The organism is Fodinibius sp. GM21 (genome assembly GCF_058386955.1).
Genome location: NZ_JBYEIQ010000001.1, coordinates 344,657 through 365,027, shown reverse-complemented (window position 1 = coordinate 365,027; position 20,371 = coordinate 344,657). Strand labels below are relative to the sequence as shown.

Annotated in this window: 21 protein-coding genes and 1 tRNA gene; 5 read left to right on the top strand and 17 right to left on the bottom strand. The window is 40.7% G+C overall.

Features of this window, described 5'->3' with window-relative positions; translation table 11 throughout:
* Positions 1-36 precede the first annotated feature (36 nt).
* Positions 37-1,398, bottom strand: coding sequence for an acyclic terpene utilization AtuA family protein (locus ACT3IB_RS01455; protein WP_491537241.1), 1,362 nt, complete (start codon positions 1,396-1,398; stop codon positions 37-39).
* Positions 1,399-1,808: 410 nt separating this feature from the next.
* Between ACT3IB_RS01455 and ACT3IB_RS01450 the strand changes: the two genes are divergently transcribed.
* On the top strand, positions 1,809-2,120 hold the full coding sequence (locus tag ACT3IB_RS01450; RefSeq protein ID WP_491537240.1) for a potassium transporter TrkG: 312 nt from the start codon (positions 1,809-1,811) through the stop codon (positions 2,118-2,120).
* A 107-nt stretch (positions 2,121-2,227) separates the two neighbouring features.
* Here ACT3IB_RS01450 and ACT3IB_RS01445 read toward each other — a convergent pair whose 3' ends face one another.
* The gene (locus ACT3IB_RS01445) at positions 2,228-4,726 is read right to left on the bottom strand and encodes an efflux RND transporter permease subunit (RefSeq protein WP_491537239.1); all 2,499 of its coding nucleotides are present in this window, start codon (positions 4,724-4,726) and stop codon (positions 2,228-2,230) included.
* Positions 4,727-4,801: 75 nt separating this feature from the next.
* On the bottom strand, positions 4,802-5,551 hold the full coding sequence (locus ACT3IB_RS01440) for a DUF3047 domain-containing protein (protein WP_491537238.1): 750 nt from the start codon (positions 5,549-5,551) through the stop codon (positions 4,802-4,804).
* A 232-nt stretch (positions 5,552-5,783) separates the two neighbouring features.
* On the opposite strand from ACT3IB_RS01440, the gene ACT3IB_RS01435 reads away from it, so the two are divergent.
* From ACT3IB_RS01435 to ACT3IB_RS01420, 4 genes are all read left to right on the top strand, one after another.
* On the top strand, positions 5,784-6,254 hold the full coding sequence (locus ACT3IB_RS01435) for a hypothetical protein (protein WP_491537237.1): 471 nt from the start codon (positions 5,784-5,786) through the stop codon (positions 6,252-6,254).
* Positions 6,255-6,262: 8 nt separating this feature from the next.
* Positions 6,263-7,162, top strand: coding sequence for a hypothetical protein (locus ACT3IB_RS01430; protein ID WP_491537236.1), 900 nt, complete (start codon positions 6,263-6,265; stop codon positions 7,160-7,162).
* Positions 7,163-7,272: 110 nt separating this feature from the next.
* Positions 7,273-8,076, top strand: coding sequence for a glycosyltransferase family 2 protein (locus ACT3IB_RS01425; RefSeq protein ID WP_491537235.1), 804 nt, complete (start codon positions 7,273-7,275; stop codon positions 8,074-8,076).
* 4 nt (positions 8,077-8,080) lie between these two features.
* Entirely contained in the window at positions 8,081-8,929 is an 849-nt protein-coding gene (locus tag ACT3IB_RS01420; protein WP_491537234.1) for a sulfotransferase family protein, read from the top strand.
* 10 nt (positions 8,930-8,939) lie between these two features.
* Here the strand turns inward: ACT3IB_RS01420 and ACT3IB_RS01415 are convergent, their stop codons facing one another.
* The 14 genes from ACT3IB_RS01415 to ACT3IB_RS01350 all read right to left on the bottom strand — a co-directional run bounded on the left by ACT3IB_RS01415 (position 8,940) and on the right by ACT3IB_RS01350 (position 20,360).
* On the bottom strand, positions 8,940-9,902 hold the full coding sequence (locus ACT3IB_RS01415; RefSeq protein ID WP_491537233.1) for a hypothetical protein: 963 nt from the start codon (positions 9,900-9,902) through the stop codon (positions 8,940-8,942).
* 215 nt (positions 9,903-10,117) lie between these two features.
* Positions 10,118-11,140, bottom strand: coding sequence for a hypothetical protein (locus ACT3IB_RS01410; RefSeq protein ID WP_491537232.1), 1,023 nt, complete (start codon positions 11,138-11,140; stop codon positions 10,118-10,120).
* A gap of 54 nt (positions 11,141-11,194) precedes the next feature.
* Positions 11,195-11,806: an MlaC/ttg2D family ABC transporter substrate-binding protein gene (locus ACT3IB_RS01405; RefSeq protein WP_491537231.1), complete on the bottom strand. Its 612-nt coding sequence runs from the start codon at positions 11,804-11,806 to the stop codon at positions 11,195-11,197.
* Positions 11,807-11,810: 4 nt separating this feature from the next.
* A complete protein-coding gene (locus tag ACT3IB_RS01400; RefSeq protein ID WP_491537230.1) occupies positions 11,811-13,193 on the bottom strand; it encodes a TolC family protein in 1,383 nt (460 codons plus the stop codon).
* Positions 13,194-13,295: 102 nt separating this feature from the next.
* Positions 13,296-13,382, bottom strand: a tRNA-Ser gene (locus tag ACT3IB_RS01395).
* Between the two features lie 14 nt (positions 13,383-13,396).
* On the bottom strand, positions 13,397-14,284 hold the full coding sequence (gene atpG, locus ACT3IB_RS01390) for an ATP synthase F1 subunit gamma (protein ID WP_491537229.1): 888 nt from the start codon (positions 14,282-14,284) through the stop codon (positions 13,397-13,399).
* A gap of 3 nt (positions 14,285-14,287) precedes the next feature.
* Complete coding sequence (atpA, locus tag ACT3IB_RS01385) at positions 14,288-15,910, bottom strand: F0F1 ATP synthase subunit alpha (RefSeq protein ID WP_491537228.1); 1,623 nt, start codon at positions 15,908-15,910, stop codon at positions 14,288-14,290.
* A 33-nt stretch (positions 15,911-15,943) separates the two neighbouring features.
* Positions 15,944-16,492 carry an ATP synthase F1 subunit delta gene (atpH, locus tag ACT3IB_RS01380; RefSeq protein WP_491537227.1) on the bottom strand — a complete coding sequence of 183 codons (549 nt, stop codon included), beginning with the start codon at positions 16,490-16,492 and terminating at the stop codon, positions 15,944-15,946.
* A gap of 5 nt (positions 16,493-16,497) precedes the next feature.
* Positions 16,498-17,013 carry a F0F1 ATP synthase subunit B gene (atpF, locus tag ACT3IB_RS01375; protein WP_491537226.1) on the bottom strand — a complete coding sequence of 172 codons (516 nt, stop codon included), beginning with the start codon at positions 17,011-17,013 and terminating at the stop codon, positions 16,498-16,500.
* Positions 17,014-17,058: 45 nt separating this feature from the next.
* A complete protein-coding gene (gene atpE / locus ACT3IB_RS01370; protein ID WP_491537225.1) occupies positions 17,059-17,283 on the bottom strand; it encodes an ATP synthase F0 subunit C in 225 nt (74 codons plus the stop codon).
* A 59-nt stretch (positions 17,284-17,342) separates the two neighbouring features.
* Complete coding sequence (gene atpB, locus ACT3IB_RS01365; protein ID WP_491537224.1) at positions 17,343-18,377, bottom strand: F0F1 ATP synthase subunit A; 1,035 nt, start codon at positions 18,375-18,377, stop codon at positions 17,343-17,345.
* 411 nt (positions 18,378-18,788) lie between these two features.
* Positions 18,789-18,995, bottom strand: coding sequence for an AtpZ/AtpI family protein (locus ACT3IB_RS01360; RefSeq protein ID WP_491537223.1), 207 nt, complete (start codon positions 18,993-18,995; stop codon positions 18,789-18,791).
* Positions 18,992-19,465 (bottom strand): bactofilin family protein, encoded by a 474-nt coding sequence (locus ACT3IB_RS01355; protein WP_491537222.1) that lies wholly within the window; start codon positions 19,463-19,465, stop codon positions 18,992-18,994. The genes ACT3IB_RS01360 and ACT3IB_RS01355 overlap by 4 nt, the downstream gene beginning before the upstream one ends.
* Before the next feature lie 40 nt (positions 19,466-19,505).
* A complete protein-coding gene (locus ACT3IB_RS01350) occupies positions 19,506-20,360 on the bottom strand; it encodes a murein hydrolase activator EnvC family protein (protein WP_491537221.1) in 855 nt (284 codons plus the stop codon).
* Positions 20,361-20,371 lie beyond the last annotated feature (11 nt).

Below are 20,371 nucleotides of genomic sequence, written 5' to 3'. Positions count from 1 at the left end.
ATTACGCCAAAATTCTAAGTTAATTCACTATTAACACTAATAAATGCGAACCCTTGGAGAAACCGCTTCCTTATCCAACAGAGCAGGCCAATAAGCTACAATGCCGCTTGCTTTGGGACGTCCACCCGCAAATCCGGTAACCCCGCTGGGGCCGGTTAAGATAAGGGGAGCAACTTCTTTTCCGAAGCGATTTAAATCTTCTTTACTGCTCCCTGAAAGAGAAACACGCATTTGTACTTCCTCATGTTCTGCTTCCAGAAGATCTTCAGTAAGAGGTTGCTCACTACAACCATTTACTCCAACATATTCTACTCTAAAGTCATCATATTCAAGTCCTATTGCATTGGCCCTGCCCTGTAGTATTTCCCCAGCTCTTTTTGCTTTTTTCAAAGCTCCCGGCCAGGAATACACCAATGTGGATGACAGCTTGTACCCATCATTATAACTGGCAGATATTTTATAAGTATCGGTTTCAGGTCGGCCTTTTATCCCGGATACCTTAACCCGGTTCGATCCCACTTGTGCGAGGCTAATAGATGTAAAATCTGCAATACAATCCGGTGTGATATACTCAGTGGGATCACCAATTTCATAGAGCAGCTGTTCTTTTACAGTTTTTTCGCTAATTAATCCGCCTGTACCCTCATGTTTGGTTACATAAAAACTGCCGTCTGAATTAGCTTCAATGATTGGGAAGCCTATATCAACAAAATCGTCTATTGTTTCCCAGTCTGTAAAATTACCACCGGAGACCTGAGCACCACACTCTATAATATGTCCTGCAATGGTTCCCGCCGACATTTTATCATAATCCTCAAATGACCAGTCAAATTCATGAATCATCGGAGCCAGCGTTAATCCTGTATCCGTCACACGTCCGGTGACCACAATATCAGCGCCCTTATTTAAAGCCTCTACAATAGGCCTCGACCCAAAATATACATTAGCGCTAAGTAGTTCATCCTTAACCGAAGTAATGGGTTCACCGGTTTCCATGTTATTCAGGGGATGGCCATCCTCAATAAGTGTATCAAGATCATTCAAAATGTTATCACCGTCTATTACCGCCACCTTGATATCTTCATATCCCTGCTCCTCAATAGCTTCCAGAATTTGTTCTTTGCATGCTTCGGGATTTACACCACCAGCGTTAGAAATTACTTTTATCCCCTTTTCTGCGATATCAGGAAGGATTTCACTCACCACTCCTACAAAATCCCGGGCATATCCATAATCGGGATTACGTAATTTCTGTTTTTGCATGATGGACATCGTCACTTCAGCCAGATAGTCCATTACCAAATAATCTATAGGTCCCTTTCGTACTTGGTTGATAGGAGCGTTGGGCAGATCTCCCCAAAAGCCTTGTCCTGATGCAATCCTAATCGAGTCTCTCACAGTCGGTAATATATTTTGTTAGATTTTGTATATGATGCGAAGAAGAGAAGATAAGATTTGCGCTAACACTATAAAAATTATAACTCGCTTCTACCTAGTCGTTATGGTAAAATTCGAATTTAAGTGAACATTCGATAAATATATTTTTCTGTTGCAATTTGGAAGTCACTCTATGGCTTTTTGACGGATACGACATTGGAGGTGTCATACAATATGGGGCATTTCAAGCAGTACCGATAATCACAACAACCGAGTTTAGTACTGATGACTATGAACTCTGACATTCCTTTGGCGCATTTTTTCTGTTTTTACTTTCTTTACCGGCGGGTGCGCAGGTTCAACAAGCGGCGGTGTAAAAATGATTCGCCGGATAATCATTATTCGCAACTCATTCCGAGAAATAAAACAGATTGTTCCCCAAGGCCATCTTACCCATCCGCATTGGTGATAAAACCATCGATTACAATATTCAACGCACCGTGCTAAGCTTTTTTCGTCCTCATTCTATCGTCTTTTGTTTTGGAGCACTAATCGTGGCTTCGATGGGTTATGACATGCAATCTGCCATAGGTGCAAGTATCGACTGTTTGGGGAATATCGGTCCCAGGTGGGGAGAGTTCAGTCCAATAGATAATTATGCTCAAATCCCAGTTTTCGGCAAATGGGTATTGATGATTATTGGCCGACTCGAAATATTTACAGTCCTTCTGATCTTTTCTTAAACCTTCTGGAGGCAATAATCACCGAAAATTAGAGACTAAATGTCGAAGACTTAGGGTTATAATATTAAGGTTTTCCACTTTTCTCCTGAAAAGGTGCTTCCCAATCGCTAGAATCGAATCCAGTCGGTATCCTCAAGCCATTGTATTAAAGCCGGCAAAAAGGTGAGTGCAGCAACTAATGTCATCCCGATACCGATCACGGCCATCATTCCCAGCGATTGCAGACCCGGATGGTTAGTAAACAATAATCCAGAAAAGCCAAGCATAGTCGTTACGGAACCTATAGTGACATGCTGACCCGTGCTCGACAGGACATCCCACATACTGTTTCTGCCCTCTTCGCGATAGCGGTGCGCTAAGTGGACTCCATTGTCCTCCCCTATGCCCAAGATGGCCGGTAGAACAACAAGGTTGTAGAAATTGAACATCATGTCGGTAAACATCATAATGGCAAAAAGCAGTAATAAGCCAACCAGCAACGGAAGCATAGCAATGATCGCCCACCGAAGAGATCGAAATGAGATTAACATGAGAATGAATACCATTATGAAAGTAGCAGCCACCATGTAAGGGCTCTCTTCCCGCATAAGCTCCAGCATTTCAGCGGCAATAATTGAAGTGCTGGCAGCATAAAAGACCTCTCCACTATCGAGTTCTACTCTGCCAACATCGTTCTTGAAGGCTATGGATTTTTCTCCGTCCGATAATCCTACGCTGGGATATACCATTACGAAATTACCAACATCTCCATCCTGGGTTACAAACTGACTTTTAAAATAGTCTGGCACCTGATTAATGTTGAGCTTTTTGGTGGTCTGAGAAGCCCTTCTTAGCTTGTCGAGCTGTTCGTCTTCCTGATCAACAAGAAACGGATCATTCAATAATTTACGTACTTCAGCAATCTCTTGAAGCTTGGCAGTAGCTGCAGTATCAGTAGGTGGAAAACGTTCAGGCAATGCCTCCACATCCAAAATAGTGGGACTTGTGGTATCAGTGGCCATACGATGGCGAAGCTTTTCTAAAATTTCAATAACCTGCTCCTCATTATCTGCCAATATATATGCGGGATTTCGCTTATCTGAGCTGGAAACCTGATTCTCCAATTTATTGAATTCGGCATACTCGGAAAATTCCGGTTCCAGCTCTCCAAAATCATACTGAAATTGTAAGTGCTGATAATTAAATACTACGGCAACGGAAATCAGCAGCCCCATTACAACAATAGAACGTGCAAACGGGAATCGGTGAAATAAATTTTCAGATTGTCTCTCGGATTCTTCCTTCTCATTGAATAAAATCCAGTCAAAACGTTCAAAAACAACAAGTAGCGGAGGGATCATAAAGAGCATAGAAACAAGGGCAAGGATAATGCCTGAACCTGCAATAAAGCCGAACTCAGAAAAGCCTCTAAACTGCGCCAGTATCAACACAAAGAGTGAGAAAGCTGTTGTGAGGCCACTTACTAAAATAGCCGAGCCTGTATTTTCATAGGTTTCTATAAGCGAATCCATAATAGGTTTTCCGCCAGCTCGGAACTCAATATATCGTGCGTAATAGTGAATGCCATAGTCGATGCCCATCCCGAAAAGAATAACAAAAAGTACCGATGTCATGGTGTTGAGTGTGCCAAGCACGAAGTAGGTAATACCAAACGTCCAGGCAAGACTGATTACCAGCGGTATGCCAATTACTAAAATTGGCACCGGCAACCGCAATAGATGCTCCCAAAAATTATGCTCTTTCCCTTCTTTGCCACCACGCTGGTAGTTGATATATTTTTTGAAAGAAAAGTAGAGCATCACCAACAGCAAAACGCTTGAAATACCCGAAGCAAAACTACTAAAGACATCACTCATAATAGAATCTATCTCGGAAAGATGTCGTTTCAAGCGCCCCCCGTACTCCACCTCCATTTCAGCATTATACTGCTGTGGATTTATCTCAGTCAGCAGCGAGTCGTAGGAAGCAAACATTCGCCGCAAATAACTTAGATTACTTTTAGAACCCGTCGGATACAACTTAAAAACAGCGATGGTGCTATCAGCACTGATGGGATATTCAGAAGGTATCAATGCGTCATAGCTATCCTCAAACTCTCCCACCTCTGAGGATTCCTCTTCCTCGTCGTCAAAATTTACGAGAAAAGGATTGGCATCTTCCTTTGCCGTTTTAATTTCTTCTCTGAGGTAAGATTTGATATCTGCCAATTCATTGGGTGTCGCAAAATAAAGGGCGTTATTTTCTAAAAAATCGGTTTCTTTGCGAAACTGGGCACGTTTAAAGAAGTAGCGATCATCTTTCTCATCGTATAGCTTCAAACTTTCATGGATCAAGTCTTCAATAAAGCGCTTGTTATCTTCAAAGCTGGGTGACTTTACGGCTACTTCCATGGCGGTTTCTCCACCAACGGTATTCTGCAATTCTTCAAGAGCCACCACATGGGGATTTTTATCAGGAAGCAGATTGGCCAAGTCCGTATCTATCTTTAACTGGACAGCATAACTGCCCATCAAAACGGCAAACAGTATAGCAATACCCAATACCCAAAAAGGATGCGAGGCATTAAACTTTAAAAGAGGACGGAAGAAATGGAGAATCTTTTCCATTAAAATGAGAGCATTATTTTTTGAGAAGCGATGAAGTTAATCATTTTATAAAAATATCTATAATGAATAGGAAGATTACTTCTCCGGTTTCAGCATGATATCATCATAATCAGCTTTGACATAACTATTTGTGCTGTTACCGTCGCTGAGTATCAGAATGGCTATAGGATTCTTAGGCGGATCATCTCCAAACATTCGTCGATAGTCTTCCACTAAATTTCGCTCAAAGGCCACCCATTCCCCCTTATCCTGTTCGCCCGATTTAACTACCATAATCTGTTGATTTCCAAACAGTTTGGAACCTGTTTCACCGTTGGGCAAGGTTGAACTCCAGGTATAGCGGATTGATTTGGGTACTTTTTTAACCAGGGCCACGCGCCCCATATCAAAGACAACATAAATGCTGGCTACCGAATCGTTGCGATCGTTTGATTTCTCGTTTGCACCTTCAGGAAGTTTATGCGCCCGCACCTTCCATGAAAGGATAGGAGTTTCATACAAATTAATGTCATAAATATTCTCCTTATCCTCATTAATTAAAGGGAAACTAATGTGTTTGGCAGTAACACCCTGGTACCGTAAAAACTTGTTGTTACCATTATTTCGAATCTTGTATAAATAATGTTCAGAAAAATCTTTCGTGTGATTAATTAATTTTTTATTTCCATCCCGATCGTACCAGCGCTGTGGAAGCTCACCCACCGGATCATTTTCAAAATCCTCAATAATGATAGTTCCATCATTTTTGCGGTCAAGCGATTCTTGGGCTTGCGTTGGCATGGACAATAGCAAACAGAGCAGTATCGAATAGAATATAAATTTCATCAATGGATAATAGCTTTTGTAGATTTTCTGTATCTGCTGGAATATACTTTTTATTACGTGGCTTTAATAAAGGTAATACAAATTCAAAAGTATTAACGTTTATCGCTATATTTTATTTGTTTATCAATTAAGCATATACAAATTATTTAATCCTGTACGAAAAGAGGAACATTTCGTACATTCATATCTTATTTAATCAAGACACAAACTTGAGTTAGCAACCTTTTCTAAAATGTCGACACACAAACGTATTATTGGTATTGTTTTGCTTATCAATATCCTACTGGTGAGTACTCACAGAGGAGAATTTTGGCCTTTCAGCATTTTTCCAATGTTTTCCCAAGCGGGTAATCCCTGGTCGCGCGGTGTTATAGAAAACGTACAAGATACGACGCGCACAAACTTATGGGAGACAAAACCTATTGAGAAAATCGATGATCGTATCTTACCGCTTAAGGAATACGGTATTCACGAAATCGATTATGCCAATTATATTTCCAAAACAAAGGATTGGAATACTAAAAAAATAAATGGCCTGCGCAGTACTTTTCAGATTGCTGACCATCCCGGCCAAATGTGGTTGGCTACTCGTGTTGTTGGCTCTCTGACTGAGCAAGATTCAGTGGAAATTAAAGCCATTCCGATGTTCCTTTTTACCGCTGACACTACAATTAAGAATCCAAACCTCTTTTCTCAAAATTAGCGCTACCAATGGATCGTCTCTTCCAAAATTTATTCCAGTTTAATGCCCCGGACTCAATCGGTACCAAAATTCAGCTTCGCATTTTTGAACTTTGCACCGTTTATTTTACTCTGAGTTACACTTGGGAATGGGCGCTGTACGTGCCCCGACTAAGTGACGTTGTACTTCCGCTGGGTATTGCTAACTATATCAACGTAGAAATCTTCTTTGGAGACCTGGCTACCGTCAACGCTATTTTAATTACCCTTTTCTGTCTCATTCCCTTTCTCTTTAAAAAACTACGGTGGCTTTATGCCCCGGCTTTTCTGCTATTTCATTTACAGCATGTTGTTCGCTTTTCACAGGGCGAAATTCCTCACAGTGCAAATATGGTTGGTTTTGCCCTCATGGGACTGGGATTGGCAGAAATATTTTTCCGAAAGGATATTAAAAAGAGCCTGGCTTTTGCCTTTGGTTTTACTGTATTCTTCTTTGGTTTGGGCTACACTTCCGCAGCCTTAAGTAAATTGGTTGCTACCGGCGTCACCTGGCCTTCAGGCGAACACCTTTGGCTCTGGATGGGGGAAAAAAGCATTGATATTCTCTCACTAACCGGAGAATTCCAGTTTAACTGGCTGCAGCAACTGGCTTTTGATTACTGGTGGATTGCCACGGCTATTCTTTCTTTTGGCATCATTACAGAACTTATCGGCTTTTTAATCTGGTGGAAACCATTTCGTCCCTACGTAACTTTGTTATTAATTGCTATGCATATGGGAATAGACTGGACAATGAATATTTTCTTCTTCACCTTCACTGTTCAACTAATTATCATCGGTTTTCCCTGGAATAAACTCATCAACAGGCTAACCGATTCAGTATCTGCATCATCAACTCATGAAACCGTTGAGCAATACCTGCTTTACTGATTTTGTTCGTATTAAGATATGCTACAAATATCTATCTGTAGCTTCTCAAATAAATTCTTTAATATTAGCCACTTATAAATTAACGCCCTTAGCTAATACTACGTGATTTCATGCCCGAATCTGCCCAAGAAAAAGATCTTAGCACCCCGAAAGTAAGTTGCTTAACCGTCACTGCTGACCGTAAACATCTGATGAAACGAGCAGTGCAATGCTTTAAAAATCAGACATATGAAAACAAAGAGCTGGTTATCATTGACGATGGAGAACAAGATCTTGGAGATATTCTTTCCGATTTACCTGCTGGACAGGTTAAATATGTTAAGCTGGAAAAGAAGCCCGAAAACACGCTTGGCAAGTTACGTAATCGCTCACTCGATGAGGCGAACGGAGATTTTTTAGTGCAGTGGGATGACGACGACTGGTACCACCCCGAGCGAATTACTATTCAAGCCCAGACACTTATGGCTGGCTATGATGCCTGCTGTTTATCCGGAGCACTTATGCATCTGGATGAAGAACCGTACATGAAGCATCCCTATGTCGGCTATCTGCCTGATGGAATTCCCGGAAGTATAATGCATCGTGCTGATGCGGATATTCGTTATCCGCATACACGCAGAGCCGAGGATACGGTTTATCTCAATGAATGGATGGAAAAACGTTATATGCAACTCCCTGATGACTATTCTCATCTTTTTATTCGATGCTATCACGGCAATAATACGTGGGAAAAGGATCACTTTTTACGCCGGGTTAGAAACAATCCAAAGGATGCCATTTTATATGTCTGGCACAAAATGATTAGAGGGGATCTCTTTGATCACCCTCGCTTTCGTCTTACAGAAGAACAGAAAGAAGCATTTGAAATGTATTTTGATGACTCTCAGAACCTAAACTTATTCTCCAAGAACTAAACCATTGAAGACCAACCGCGTTTTTTTAGTAGGATGCCCCCGTTCGGGAACAACCCTCCTGCAAAGTATGATTGCCAGTCATTCGCAGGTTGTATCCTTTCCCGAAACGCACTTCTTTTCTGAGACCCTTTCTATTAATCCACTGTTGAGACGTATCAAACTTTACGGACCCGGCAGTCGTAAATTTGTTACCAGCTTTTTAGATGAGCACGGTTATCCAGATATTCGCCCTTTTACTGATCTTCCTCCTCTTTGCACTCACAACAGATGGTGTAAAACGCTCCTGCATACTATCGATGAAATGATTTTAGCTGAATCAGGAACTCTAAAATCAAATACAATATGGGGCTTGGAAAAAACTCCCCGCCACCTGTTTTATATTTCATCGATCCAACAAAAGGGATATCAAAATAAGTTTTTGCACATTTTGCGCAACGGATCCGATGTCGTGGCCAGCCTCTATTTGGCAACACAAAACTATCCCGACCAATGGGGCGGATCGCGATCCGTCAAAAAATGCATTAATTGGTGGAATAACAGCATTAAGGAATCTCATAAATATCAAGAGGATCCAAATCACATGTTTGCTACCTATGAGCAGCTTATTAAAAATCCATGTACCGTATTAGAAGCTATTTGCAATTTTTTGGGGATTGATTACCAAAAAACAATGACAGAAGAATTTCATAATACAGCCGGATCACTGACCAAAGAGGAAGAAAAGTGGAAACAAAAAAATGCTGAGTACTCTTTACAGAAAAGCAATAAACTTCAAGAGCATTTCGATGATGAAACAATCGATTATATCCAGGCAAATGTGATCAATATCGATTTAACACAATTTCATCACTAAGCAAAAGGTATTACTTGAGTGATTCAGCTTCTTCAACATCTTTCGGATCGATAGACTGAGGATTAACAGGTAGCTGATCCTGCGTAATAGAACTTGTAATAAAGGACATAGCTCCAATTAGTTTCTTGAGAATCAGGTTTGCCGTTAAAACACCTACAAGCTGTCCCTCCGGAACATTTAACATCACCGACATTTCAAGAGCCACACTCACATAGAGAACATCGCGGCTTGGTAAAAAAGGGATTCTCGTTGACATAATTTGAGCTGCCATCAAACTAAACCATACGGCCCACGGTACTGTGGGTTCAGCAATTTTATATTGAATAATTTGAATCAGATTGGTCAATATCAGCCTTCCCGTATAAATACTTGAAATTTTGACCGCGTCACCAAGGCTTACTGTTAGGATATAACTTCGGAATTTATAACCCACAAAAAATACTATAAACACAGCAAGTCCAATCCAGACGTATGTAATCCAGCTTTCTATCTGGGGAATATAGTCTTCAATATTTATATATCCCTGTGTAAGGAAAAAGATGAGCAATATGACCGAGATAAATGTAGAAGAGAGCGAAGAAAGGATATTATTATCCTTTACAAACTTCATAGCTTCTACTGCCGGAATCTTCAATTTGTCTTTGGCCCAGTAGAACAGGTAAAATTCTCCGGAATAGCCCAAAACATCTGTATTGAGCACCTTCTTTTGAACAAAAACAAGGAATGCCCGAAACCCCCGAAAATTCCATTTAACTCCATAAATAAAAATCTCTGAGATGGGCAAAGAAAAATAAATCAAAATAAACAGCAGGTAAAAAAGTGGATTCAGCGGCAGAGATTCAATTACCTGGGTCAGTCCAATTTCATAAAGCTTATATATCAGGTAGCCAATAATGCCTGCCTGCAACAGATAGCGTATCCCCTTTTTAAGATAAGACTTCCATGTTTTTTCCTGTTCTCCTTTTTGACTCATCTACAACCTCAATTTATAACAGCGAAGTTTTGAGTACAATTTCGATTGCAACCTAAAAAGAAGTAATGCAGAGCACCAGAATTATCAGAAGTAGCTATATTAGTTCCCAATCCATACTCAATTCGTTCCTCTTGGACATAAAGCGTTTTGCCAGTAAAGTTACAACCAATGCAAAATGAATGCTTACCTGTGGAAATAGGAAAGGTCATTGATAGCTAGGCGTTTTCTGCAAGTCTGTCTTTCGAACTAATGAGATCGGAAAATTTTTGCTTTTTAAGCATATTCCATGTCCTTTCAGAAAACTCAAAAAACGGCTGCTTTTGATGATACCATCCAAAGTGCAGGCAGTACGGAGTCGTTTTTAAATAATCCCCTTTGCCTGGTATAAGTGAAAACATATTGACCAGTAATTTCCGCAGTAATGTGCTCTTTAAACCGCGGAAATTATACACAAAGCGATCACTGTAGTATTTGCAAACCACATACTCGAAATCTGCATCGTGGGACGTTAAATCCGAAATATAGTCTAACTGAGGACTTGTGTGTCCCTGTAGCCATGGATATACGGGCAGATCCAGCTTTGACATAGCCATCGCCATGCTCCACTCACAAGATTCTTCGCTACGTCCCTGCTCTAAAGTGCGACTGCGAAAATGAGTTTCATCTTTACGGTCCAGCATTTTCTGGGCCAACTCGCACACCTTCTTAGTCAAGCTATAATCTTGAGCATAAACCATCCCGGTCTGCACGCGACTCAAATAAGTGAGTCCAAAATGATCCAAGGTTCGTTTGCGACGCCGCAATAAAATATCGGCAATGATGCCGATATTTTTGGGGCCACCAAAGAAATTATCCGAAATTTGTGTTCCTGTTACAGTAAAAGGATAAGGTTCAAAAGACTTCCACAGGTTTTCGGGTTCCTTGCACCAAATGATGTCGCTGTCGAGAAAGATGTTTTTCTCGAAGAACATAAATTCATGCAAGTGATGTTTAAAACCAACAATAGAAGTATTCTCTTCAGCTAAGATATGGATATGGTCAAAAATACCCGTTAACCCATGTTCTTCCAGAATATTTTGGTGCTTTTCTGTACATGCTAACGCCACCGGGCGGTCTTCATCGTACCTGCGCAGCGACACCACCGAAGCTACAGCATGTTTTAAGTAGCGGGGATGCCCATAGGTGGCATATACGTATCCCTCCGGAGCTAATCTATTTTGTTGTACTGATTTAAGCATAAAAGTGAATTAAGTTGCTACGAATATAATGGGATAATGTCTCTTTATTAAACCTTATTTGGCCGCCCGCTTACGGAGGGTTTCTAAAAGAGAATTGTAGCCTTTTTTTCGTATAATGTTTTGAAATTGTCGCTGATAAGATCCGGCCGTTGAAACGTCATCAATAATCATATCCGTAACCACCCACTGATTGTTTGCTCCATTAAATTTCATCTGATAACTGACAGGTGTACGCACCTTTTCGAGCTGAGCTAAAGTTTTAACGGTAGCAGAGCTATCCTCGACATTTATTTGCTCATATTTTATATCAGCTCTGTAAATATCGAGTTTATTTAAGGATTGGTCACGAATAATGGTTGAAAACAAATCAACAAACTCAGTACGCTGTTCACTGGTCAATGTATCATACGTAGCTTGCAAAGCCTGTTCTGCCATTGCCCTGTAATCAATAATACCATTGATTATATCTTTTAATTTATCTCGCTGCTCTTGGGTATACTCTGTTCCTTTTGGACCAAGAAGATCTTTTATCTCATCGTCGCGTTCTTCGAGCAAATCACGTACAGAGGAACTGTCTAGTTGGCCAAAACTGGTTGCTGGATTTAATAACAAGAATCCAACAAACGCTGATAAAAATATTACCTGTATTTTTTTAAAAAAAGTCATTGTATTAATTCTGATTCGAGAGTTCTAATATTTGCAGCCCAGATTTGCGATATAATTCAGCAATATTATTGTTGAAATTGAAAATTTCTCGCTTTAGCTGAACCCGGAGCTCCAGCTCTTTTTTCATTGCGTCTACCAAGTCCTTGGTATCTCCCATACCGAAATCATAGTCAAGTTGTTCCTGGCGAAGCCATTGCTTACTGGTTACATGAGCCTCATCCATTTTGTCGACTTTCACTTTAGAGAGCGAGGTTTTTTTATATGCCTGATTTATTTCCAAAACTATCCCATCAACGGCAGCATCTTTTAAATATTTTGCCTGCCGATATTGTATTCTACCTTTTTCAATGTCTGCCTGAATACTTAAAAAGTCGAGATTTTGTCGAATGCCAAATCCAAATGAACCTGAAGCATAGTTTGAGTTATTAATAATAAAAGGATTACTCTGGCGCGGACGGTTTGGAGTATTAGCATAGCTTCCTGTTAAACCAACAAAAAGAGAAGGATAATTCTTCTGCTTTTGTGCCTTCATACCATATTCAGCAGCATCAATACCTGCTTCAATGGCACTAATTTCGGATCTATTTGAGAGGGCGTACGACCGATAATAATCTATCTCTCTCAAATCCTCAGCTACGGGGTCTAAAAAGTTTGTGTCTGGCACATAAACCGTGTTTTCTTCAGCATTTAACACATAATTCCAAATGCGCTGCGTCATTTTTGCTTCTTCTCGAACTTCTGCCGCCCGAATATCAAATTCCGACTTGAACACCTTGAATTTGAATAAGTCCGATTCATCAAAATCAGCATCTCCCTCTTCTTGCTTTTCTTCAATTTGTCGCTCTATCTTATCAATCTGATTTTTTGCCTCATCAAGCAGAACTAGTATTTCACTCGTCAACAAATAGCTTTGATATAGCTCAAAAAGACGAAGGCGTAAATTTGCTTTTTCTTTTTCAAATTGTTCTTGTGCGGCAACGGCAGCAGATCTTGCAGCTTTTACGGCATTTTTTAAAGCCCCCCAGGCAAAAATAGGTTGTACCGCAGATACTTCAGCTCGGGTAAATACAGCCCAGTTTTCCCAATCATTTTCTAATTCCGGATCCAGATAATATTCATCTTCCGGCAGATTGGTCTGACTTCTGACTCCCGGAACAATTCCATGTTGCGTGCTAAGTTGAAACTGTGGTAGATAACGTTTGGCTTGAGCTTGATTAATCTGATTATTGGCAAGTGCGACCTTTCGTTCCTCATATTCAATTTGTCCCGAATTCTCAATGCCACGCTCGATAAAAGTTTCCAGCGATACCCTAACAGTATCTTGCGCTACAGAGAGCAGAGGGAACAAGAAAAGCAAAAAAAGTAATGCCGGTATATATTTTTTCATGATTATAATCTTGATATCATAATAATTATATCTACCAACGAATAACTTGTAGATTTATTTAAATAAAAAGCCCCTTCCGTTAAGAAGGGGCTTTTATTAGAGCGGAGGGAGAGGGATTCGAACCCCCGAGACCTAAAAAGGCCTGCCGGTTTTCAAGACCGGTGCATTCAACCGCTCTGCCATCCCTCCAGTGTGTAAAAAATTTATGCTTCTTCTAGAGCCTGCGCACCCGAAATAATTTCAGAAATTTCGGTAGTAATCGCACTCTGCCGTGCTCTGTTATACTCTAGCTGAAGATCTTCCTTCATTTCCTGAGCATTTTCAGTTGCATTATCCATTGCTGTCATGCGGGCTCCCTGCTCTGCAGCATTCGACTCAAGAATAGCTCTCCAAAGCTGTAAATTCAAGTGTAAAGGTAATAGTTTTTGAAGAATATTCTCTACATCAGGTTCATATATATATTCTGTAGAAGAAATCTCTTCTTCCTCATCAACTAGCGCTGATGAGTCGATCGGTAAAACAGACTCAACAAGTCTATTTTGTGCAATTACCGATTTAAACTCATTATAAGCTACTTTTACTTCATCAAAAGTGCCCGATTTAAAGTCATTGACAACTGATTTCATGATCTCAGTTGCTTTGTTGAAAACGATATCATCCCAGAATCCGGGATACTCCGCTATAACATGATAATCACGCTTGCCGAAGTATTTAGCCGCCTGACGTCCAATGCACATCAGTGACAAGCTATCATTCTTTTGATATTTGCTGTACTCTTCATTAATCGTTTCTTCAACGACTTTAAATAAGTTGTTATTGAACCCACCACAAAGTCCACGATCAGAGCCAACAACAATAATTAATACATTATCTGTTGTTTCCGGAGTACGTAGTAGTACGTTATCTTCACTAGAATTCTCTACCAAACGTCCCACTACTTCTTTCATCTTAGAAGCGTAAGGTCGTGTTTCGATAATGCGATCCTGCGCCTTCCGCAGTTTAGCAGCAGCCACCATCTTCATAGCACGCGTAATCTGCTGCGTATTTTTAATCGATTCTATCCGGTTTCGTATGTCACGAAGATTGGCCATGAATTACGCTTCCTCTTCTTCTGTAGCTTTAATTTGATCAATTACAGTTTTGGCAATATCCATTAACTTATCACCAAACTCATCATCAAGGGTTCCTGATTCTGCAAGTTCTGCCATCTCATCATCGTATTTAACACGGACGGTTTCGATATATTCTTCCTCAAACTCCTGAATTTGATCAACTTCCAGTTCATCAAGCAAGCCTTCACTGTTAATTTTTAACAGTGCAATTTGATCTTCAACCGGACGCGGCTCATAAATGTCCTGTTTCAAGAGTTCGACCGTTCGTTCACCACGTTTCAATTGTCGTTGTGTAGCAGGATCAAGATCAGAACCAAACTTAGCAAAAGCCTCCAGTTCACGATACTGAGCCAAATCAAGCTTCATAGTACCGGATAATTTTTTCATCGACTTAACCTGTGCAGAACCACCCACACGTGATACCGAAGTACCAACATCAATCGCAGGACGTACACCCGAGTTAAACAGATCTGTATCAAGGAAAATCTGTCCGTCGGTAATTGAAATTACATTCGTCGGAATATAAGCAGATACATCACCAGCTTGGGTTTCAATAATTGGAAGTGCTGTTAATGATCCCCCGCCCTTCATCTTAGGCTTCAACTGCTCGGGAACGTTATTCATCTGCTTAGCAATATTATCATCATCAATAATCTTGGCAGCACGTTCCAAAAGGCGGCTGTGAAGATAAAACACATCCCCCGGATAGGCTTCACGCCCGGGAGGACGTTTAAGCAATAGGGAAAGCTCACGATATGCAACGGCCTGCTTTGATAAGTCATCAAAAACTACCAGTGCATGACGTCCCGTATCACGGAAATATTCGCCAATTGCAGCACCTGCAAACGGTGCAATATAACGCATTGGGGCAGATACACTTGCTGGTGCTGAAACAATCGTTGAGTAGTCAATAGCGTCATTATCTTCTAATGCTTTTGCAATACCCGCTACCGTAGAACCCTTCTGACCGACAGCTACATAAATGCAGTGAACCGGCTTATCAGTATCTTGAGTTTCTTTCTGATTAATAATCGTATCAACCGCAACGGATGTTTTACCTGTTTGGCGATCACCAATAATTAGCTCACGCTGTCCTCGGCCAATGGGAATCAATGAGTCAATAGCTTTAATCCCTGTTTGAAGAGGTTCTTTAACCGGTTCGCGATAAATCACACCGGGAGCTTTACGCTCTAGTGGTACCCGAATAGTATCTCCGGAAATAGGACCCTTACCGTCGAGAGGACGTCCAAGAGGATCGATAACGCGTCCGAGGAGTCCATCCCCTACATTGATAGAGGCAATACTCTTGGTACGTTTAACAGTATCACCCTCTTCAACAGCGCTGGTTTCACCAAAAAGCACAACCCCAACGTTGTCCTCCTCAATATTTAGTACCATTCCGCGAATCGAGTTGCCGTCCTCGTCAATAGAATCAGGCAAATCAACAAGTTCACCGGCTTGTACTTTTGACAATCCGTACACGCGGGCAATTCCGTCCCCTACCTCAAGGACTGTTCCCACATCATAGGTGTCAGCTTCATTATCAAAGCCGGATAATTGTTTGCGTAAAATTGCTGAAACTTCGTCTGGTCTAACTTGACTCATTGGTTCAAATGTTATTTAAATCGTCTTTAATTTCTATTCTACAGTTGTTGACAATAACGATTCTTCAAGCATTTCGAGCTTGTGTTTAACCGTTCCGTCTATTACTGTGTCTTCAATTCGGATAGCCATACCACCTTTTAAATCTTCATCGACAGTAATATTCATATCGACTTTTTTCTGTGTTTTCTCCTCCAAGTTTTTGTGAAGCAGTTCTTGCTGCTCACTGTCTAACTCTTTGGCAACAAACACATCCACAGTAATAATGCCGGCGTATTCTTTATATTTTTCAATAAAAGCCTCGGTAATCTGATCTAACAGATTTATGCGATCTTTACGAGATAATAGTTTTAAAAACAACTTAGTTGGCTCTTGAAGCTCATCAAAAAAGATCTTCTGCAAAGCCTGGGTCTTATCATCGTAATTGATGACCGGACTCTGTAAAAATAAAACCAAATCCCGCGATCCCTTCAGCGTATTATGGATGTACTCGATATCATTTAATAATTCATCGACTTCATCCCGCTCTTTGGCCAGCTCAAGAAGGGCGGTCGCATATCTTCGGGCTGCTTTTGTTGTAGGCATCTACCTTAGTTTTTTGAGATGTCTTTTATAAAGCTTTCTACCAGCTTATTATTCTTTTTCTCATCCAATTCAGAATCGATTATCTTTGAAGCCGATTGCACAGCCAAACGCGCCACTTCGTCACGAAGCTCCATCATAGCACGTTTCTTTTCCTGTTCAATGGTTTCACGGGCCTGTTCAATAATTTGCTCAGCCTCTTCCTTGGATTTTTCGATACGTTCTGCGCGGAGCATTTCGGCTTCTTCGATAGCCTCTTTGCGGATCTCCTTTGCCTTTTTCTCTGCTTCACGCAATGCTTTCTCGTTATCTTTAGAAATCTTTTCAGCACGCTCTAAAGCTTGCTCAGCTGATTCTAAAGAATCTTTAATGCGGGTTTCGCGCTCTTCGAGGGCCTCCATTATCAATGGCACTGCATACTTGCCCATTACGGCAAGAAAGATAACCAAAGTAAGAGCTACCCAGATAGCAAATCCGCTGCTAAAAGAGAGTATTCCGCCTCCGCCTGCTAAAAATAGCATCATGGTGAATAATGTGTATTGTTAATATTTATATGAGGATATAATAATTTATCCACCACCGATTCCAAGAGCGAGAAGAATACATACAATAGCGCCGATAAGTGCTACACCCTCAATAAGAGCAGCGGTCAAGATCATAGCGCCACGAATATCATCAGATGCTTCTGGTTGACGAGCAATGCTTTCAACCGAACTTTTACCGATCATACCGATACCAATTCCAGCACCAACTGCTACAATTCCTGCTCCGATTCCTGCTGCTAATAAACCCATATTTGTTACCTGTTATTTGTTTTAAGTTTAGGTTTAGATTATGTGATATAAATAAATTGTTATGCGTGCGCCTCAATTCCTTCATCATGCGCATGCTCTTCGGCAGCCATCCCAATAAACACAGCCGACAGAAGTGTAAAGATATATGCTTGCAAAAGCCCGACAAATGCCTTCAATACGTATAGAGCAACCGTTAATGGAACTGCAAAAAAGCTCATTCCAATTCCGGCGGCATTTCCAAAGATATCTGCAAAGATAAAGATCAAACCAAGAATACAGATTATCATGATCTTTCCGGAAAGCATATTTGCAAAAAGACGTACTGCCAACGCAAATGGCTTGGTAAATAATCCAATAATTTCGATGGGAGTAAGAATAATACGCATCCAACCGGGAACGCCGGGAAACCAAAAAACATGCTCCCAGTGGTCCTTTGAACCATTCCACTGTGTAATAAAAAAAGTAAATGCTGCCAATACTCCAGTAACGGTAATGTCAGCGGTTGCTGTTGCCCCCCAAGGCAGCAAACCAAAAAGATTCATAAACGAAATCCCTATAAATACTGTAAACAAATAGGGTACAAATTTCTGATATTTATTGTCGGGGATGTTCTGCCTTGCAATATCATCACGCACGAACACAAAAACGATCTCGAAAAGATTCTGAAACCACCCCTTCGGCTCTGTTTTACGCCCAACCCCCTGCTTGTACTTGCGAGCCATTGCGATGGTAATCCAAACTGTTAGTATAAGTCCAAACCATACATACATAAGGTGCGAGGTAATAGATAAATCCAGTGTAATCTCAGCTCCATTAGCTGGCAACAACGCTCCATCCTTTTCAACAAAATCGCCAGACTCGATAGCACTTTCCGTGCTACTGTAAGCAAGCAAATCACCTTCGACCAGAAATATTCGAGGCAGGGGAACATGATAGCCCAAGACCGCCAACTCGTGATGGTCGACAACCTTTCCTACAACATCGATAGGAGCACCTTCGGCATCTTGTGCAGCTTTATCCGAGGCTTCTGTTAATGGGGTGAAGAGGAGAACCAGTAAGAGTGTTACGAACAGTCGGCGGCAGGCCCTTAGCATTAAATTCTAATTATCAGTTTCAAGTAGTTTGTTGATTAAAATCATCTCGATTACAGAGTGGAAAATATAAGAAATTATGAAACTAACTGTAAAGTAAATTTGATGAATTTTTATCGTCTTCAAAATCACTACCAAAGCTACTAATACCAACAAAAAACGAATACCCAGAGAAAGGTAAAACCGAACTATAAAGTTTGAGCTTTTATCTGTCTTAATTCGCTTTATGACAAAAATATTACTTCCGACAAAAATGAAACTCAGTAAAAAACCGATACTTACCGCCGGGTAATGTTGCTGACCTAAAAGGAACGTAATCCCCAGCATAAACAGATAGGCGATAATAGAATGCCATAAAAATTTGTGCGCCAACTTTTGCACCTGCTGATCCAAACCCCACCCCCCGTTCACGCCTTAATTCAACCGGTCGCTTAATCTAAAAATTAGAATAAAAATATTTATGATACCGACAACACAACCAATCAGCAGCAGCCAGGGACTCAAGCCGAAATAGTTATCTAGCCAATACCCTAAAAGTATAGGGATCGATAGCGCGGCTGCTATTTCTCCCCCCAACGAAACATATTCTAAATAATCAGTCGGCTTGTTACTCTTTGTCAATCTTTGTTAACCTTGGATTTCTCTTTGTCAGCAGAACTTTTTGATTTCTTATCTTTGTTTTTTGGCTTTGAGCTTCCCAATTTTGAAGATAATCCGTTGCTATTTTTTTTGATCTCCTCTTTTATATTTTCACTCATATGGAATGAACCATTTATCTGGGATCCTTCTTCAGCCAGAATCGTTTTGGTATAAATATCTCCTTCAATAGTAGCTGATTTACGAAGTATAAGCTTATTGGTCACTCGAACTTCGCCATCGATATTTCCGGCAATATCGGCATCAACGGCTTCAATATTACCATCTACTTTACCAGTTGATGAGACAATGATCTTGCCTTCCGCCTCTGCTTCCCCGTCCAGGGTACCGGCAATGCGGACATCATTTTTTGTTTTCAGGGTACCTTTAAGTTCGGTGCCTTCACTTATCATATTAACGGAGGGTAAATTCTTACCGGATTTATTAGAGCTCATAGATTCGTTTTCTTTCTTATTGTTATTAAACATAAACTTCTTAGGATTTTATTAAGTACGTATTCGGATTTTGGGGTACTCCATTTTTCCAAATTTCCAAGTGCAAATGTGGGCCGGAGCTTAATACGCCCACATCACCCGTTGTTCCCAAAATATCACCCTTTAAAACAATATCGCCAATAGATTTTGAAACGCTTGCTGCATGTTTATATACCGTTATGATACCATTGCTATGTTGTACATGCAGAACATATCCATAATTGATCGTCCAATCTTGGTTAATAACCGCGCCATCAGCTATTGCTTTAAAAGATGTTCCCTGTTTAGTAGCAATATCAATACCGTAATGTCCATTTTCGGGATTAAACCCGCGGGTAAACGTGCCGTTGACAGGGAAATCTGTCGGGAATTCTGGTGCTTGCTCAAAGATATTCGAGAAAATTATCTCATTTTGAGACAGCATTCCTCTATTACTTACTTCAGATGTAAAGTCAAGTTCCGACCTTTTTTGATTTGCTGATTGCATCGCAACGGAACGGCCTTCATTAACAGCAAAAGCAGTATCATCACCTGCAGCAATCACCTTCTGCATCTCTGCCAGCTGTGTATCCCGTGCTTCTAAAGAATCTTTAAGGGCCTGTACTTTTTGGGAAACCTCAACAACTCGCTCACGAAGCTGTGCATCATGCCGGTTATATAACAGACCACTTATTGGAGTGAACATTACAAGCAGTAGCACGAGAACAGTCACACTCAACAACGAAACATAAAACAGATTCCACATCTTTGAAGGTTTAAAATTATAGGATGTGGAAGATTCCGGATCATCATCAAAAACAACTAAGGTGAGATCCTGATCCTGGCTTTTAAATAACCGTTTTAGAAATTCGAGCATGGAGCTTAGTG

Bases quoted from the DNA above. Each gene is read 5' to 3' on its own strand.
- ACT3IB_RS01445 (WP_491537239.1), bottom strand. From the start codon at position 4,726: ATGGAAAAGATTCTCCATTTCTTCCGTCCTCTTTTAAAGTTTAATGCC.
- ACT3IB_RS01440 (WP_491537238.1), bottom strand. From the start codon at position 5,551: ATGAAATTTATATTCTATTCGATACTGCTCTGTTTGCTATTGTCCATG.
- ACT3IB_RS01435 (WP_491537237.1), top strand. From the start codon at position 5,784: ATGTCGACACACAAACGTATTATTGGTATTGTTTTGCTTATCAATATC.
- ACT3IB_RS01430 (WP_491537236.1), top strand. From the start codon at position 6,263: ATGGATCGTCTCTTCCAAAATTTATTCCAGTTTAATGCCCCGGACTCA.
- ACT3IB_RS01425 (WP_491537235.1), top strand. From the start codon at position 7,273: ATGCCCGAATCTGCCCAAGAAAAAGATCTTAGCACCCCGAAAGTAAGT.
- ACT3IB_RS01415 (WP_491537233.1), bottom strand. From the start codon at position 9,902: ATGAGTCAAAAAGGAGAACAGGAAAAAACATGGAAGTCTTATCTTAAA.
- ACT3IB_RS01410 (WP_491537232.1), bottom strand. From the start codon at position 11,140: ATGCTTAAATCAGTACAACAAAATAGATTAGCTCCGGAGGGATACGTA.
- ACT3IB_RS01405 (WP_491537231.1), bottom strand. From the start codon at position 11,806: ATGACTTTTTTTAAAAAAATACAGGTAATATTTTTATCAGCGTTTGTT.
- ACT3IB_RS01400 (WP_491537230.1), bottom strand. From the start codon at position 13,193: ATGAAAAAATATATACCGGCATTACTTTTTTTGCTTTTCTTGTTCCCT.
- atpG (WP_491537229.1), bottom strand. From the start codon at position 14,284: ATGGCCAATCTTCGTGACATACGAAACCGGATAGAATCGATTAAAAAT.
- atpA (WP_491537228.1), bottom strand. From the start codon at position 15,910: ATGAGTCAAGTTAGACCAGACGAAGTTTCAGCAATTTTACGCAAACAA.
- atpH (WP_491537227.1), bottom strand. From the start codon at position 16,492: ATGCCTACAACAAAAGCAGCCCGAAGATATGCGACCGCCCTTCTTGAG.
- atpF (WP_491537226.1), bottom strand. From the start codon at position 17,013: ATGATGCTATTTTTAGCAGGCGGAGGCGGAATACTCTCTTTTAGCAGC.
- atpE (WP_491537225.1), bottom strand. From the start codon at position 17,283: ATGGGTTTATTAGCAGCAGGAATCGGAGCAGGAATTGTAGCAGTTGGT.
- atpB (WP_491537224.1), bottom strand. From the start codon at position 18,377: ATGCTAAGGGCCTGCCGCCGACTGTTCGTAACACTCTTACTGGTTCTC.
- ACT3IB_RS01355 (WP_491537222.1), bottom strand. From the start codon at position 19,465: ATGAGCTCTAATAAATCCGGTAAGAATTTACCCTCCGTTAATATGATA.
- ACT3IB_RS01350 (WP_491537221.1), bottom strand. From the start codon at position 20,360: ATGCTCGAATTTCTAAAACGGTTATTTAAAAGCCAGGATCAGGATCTC.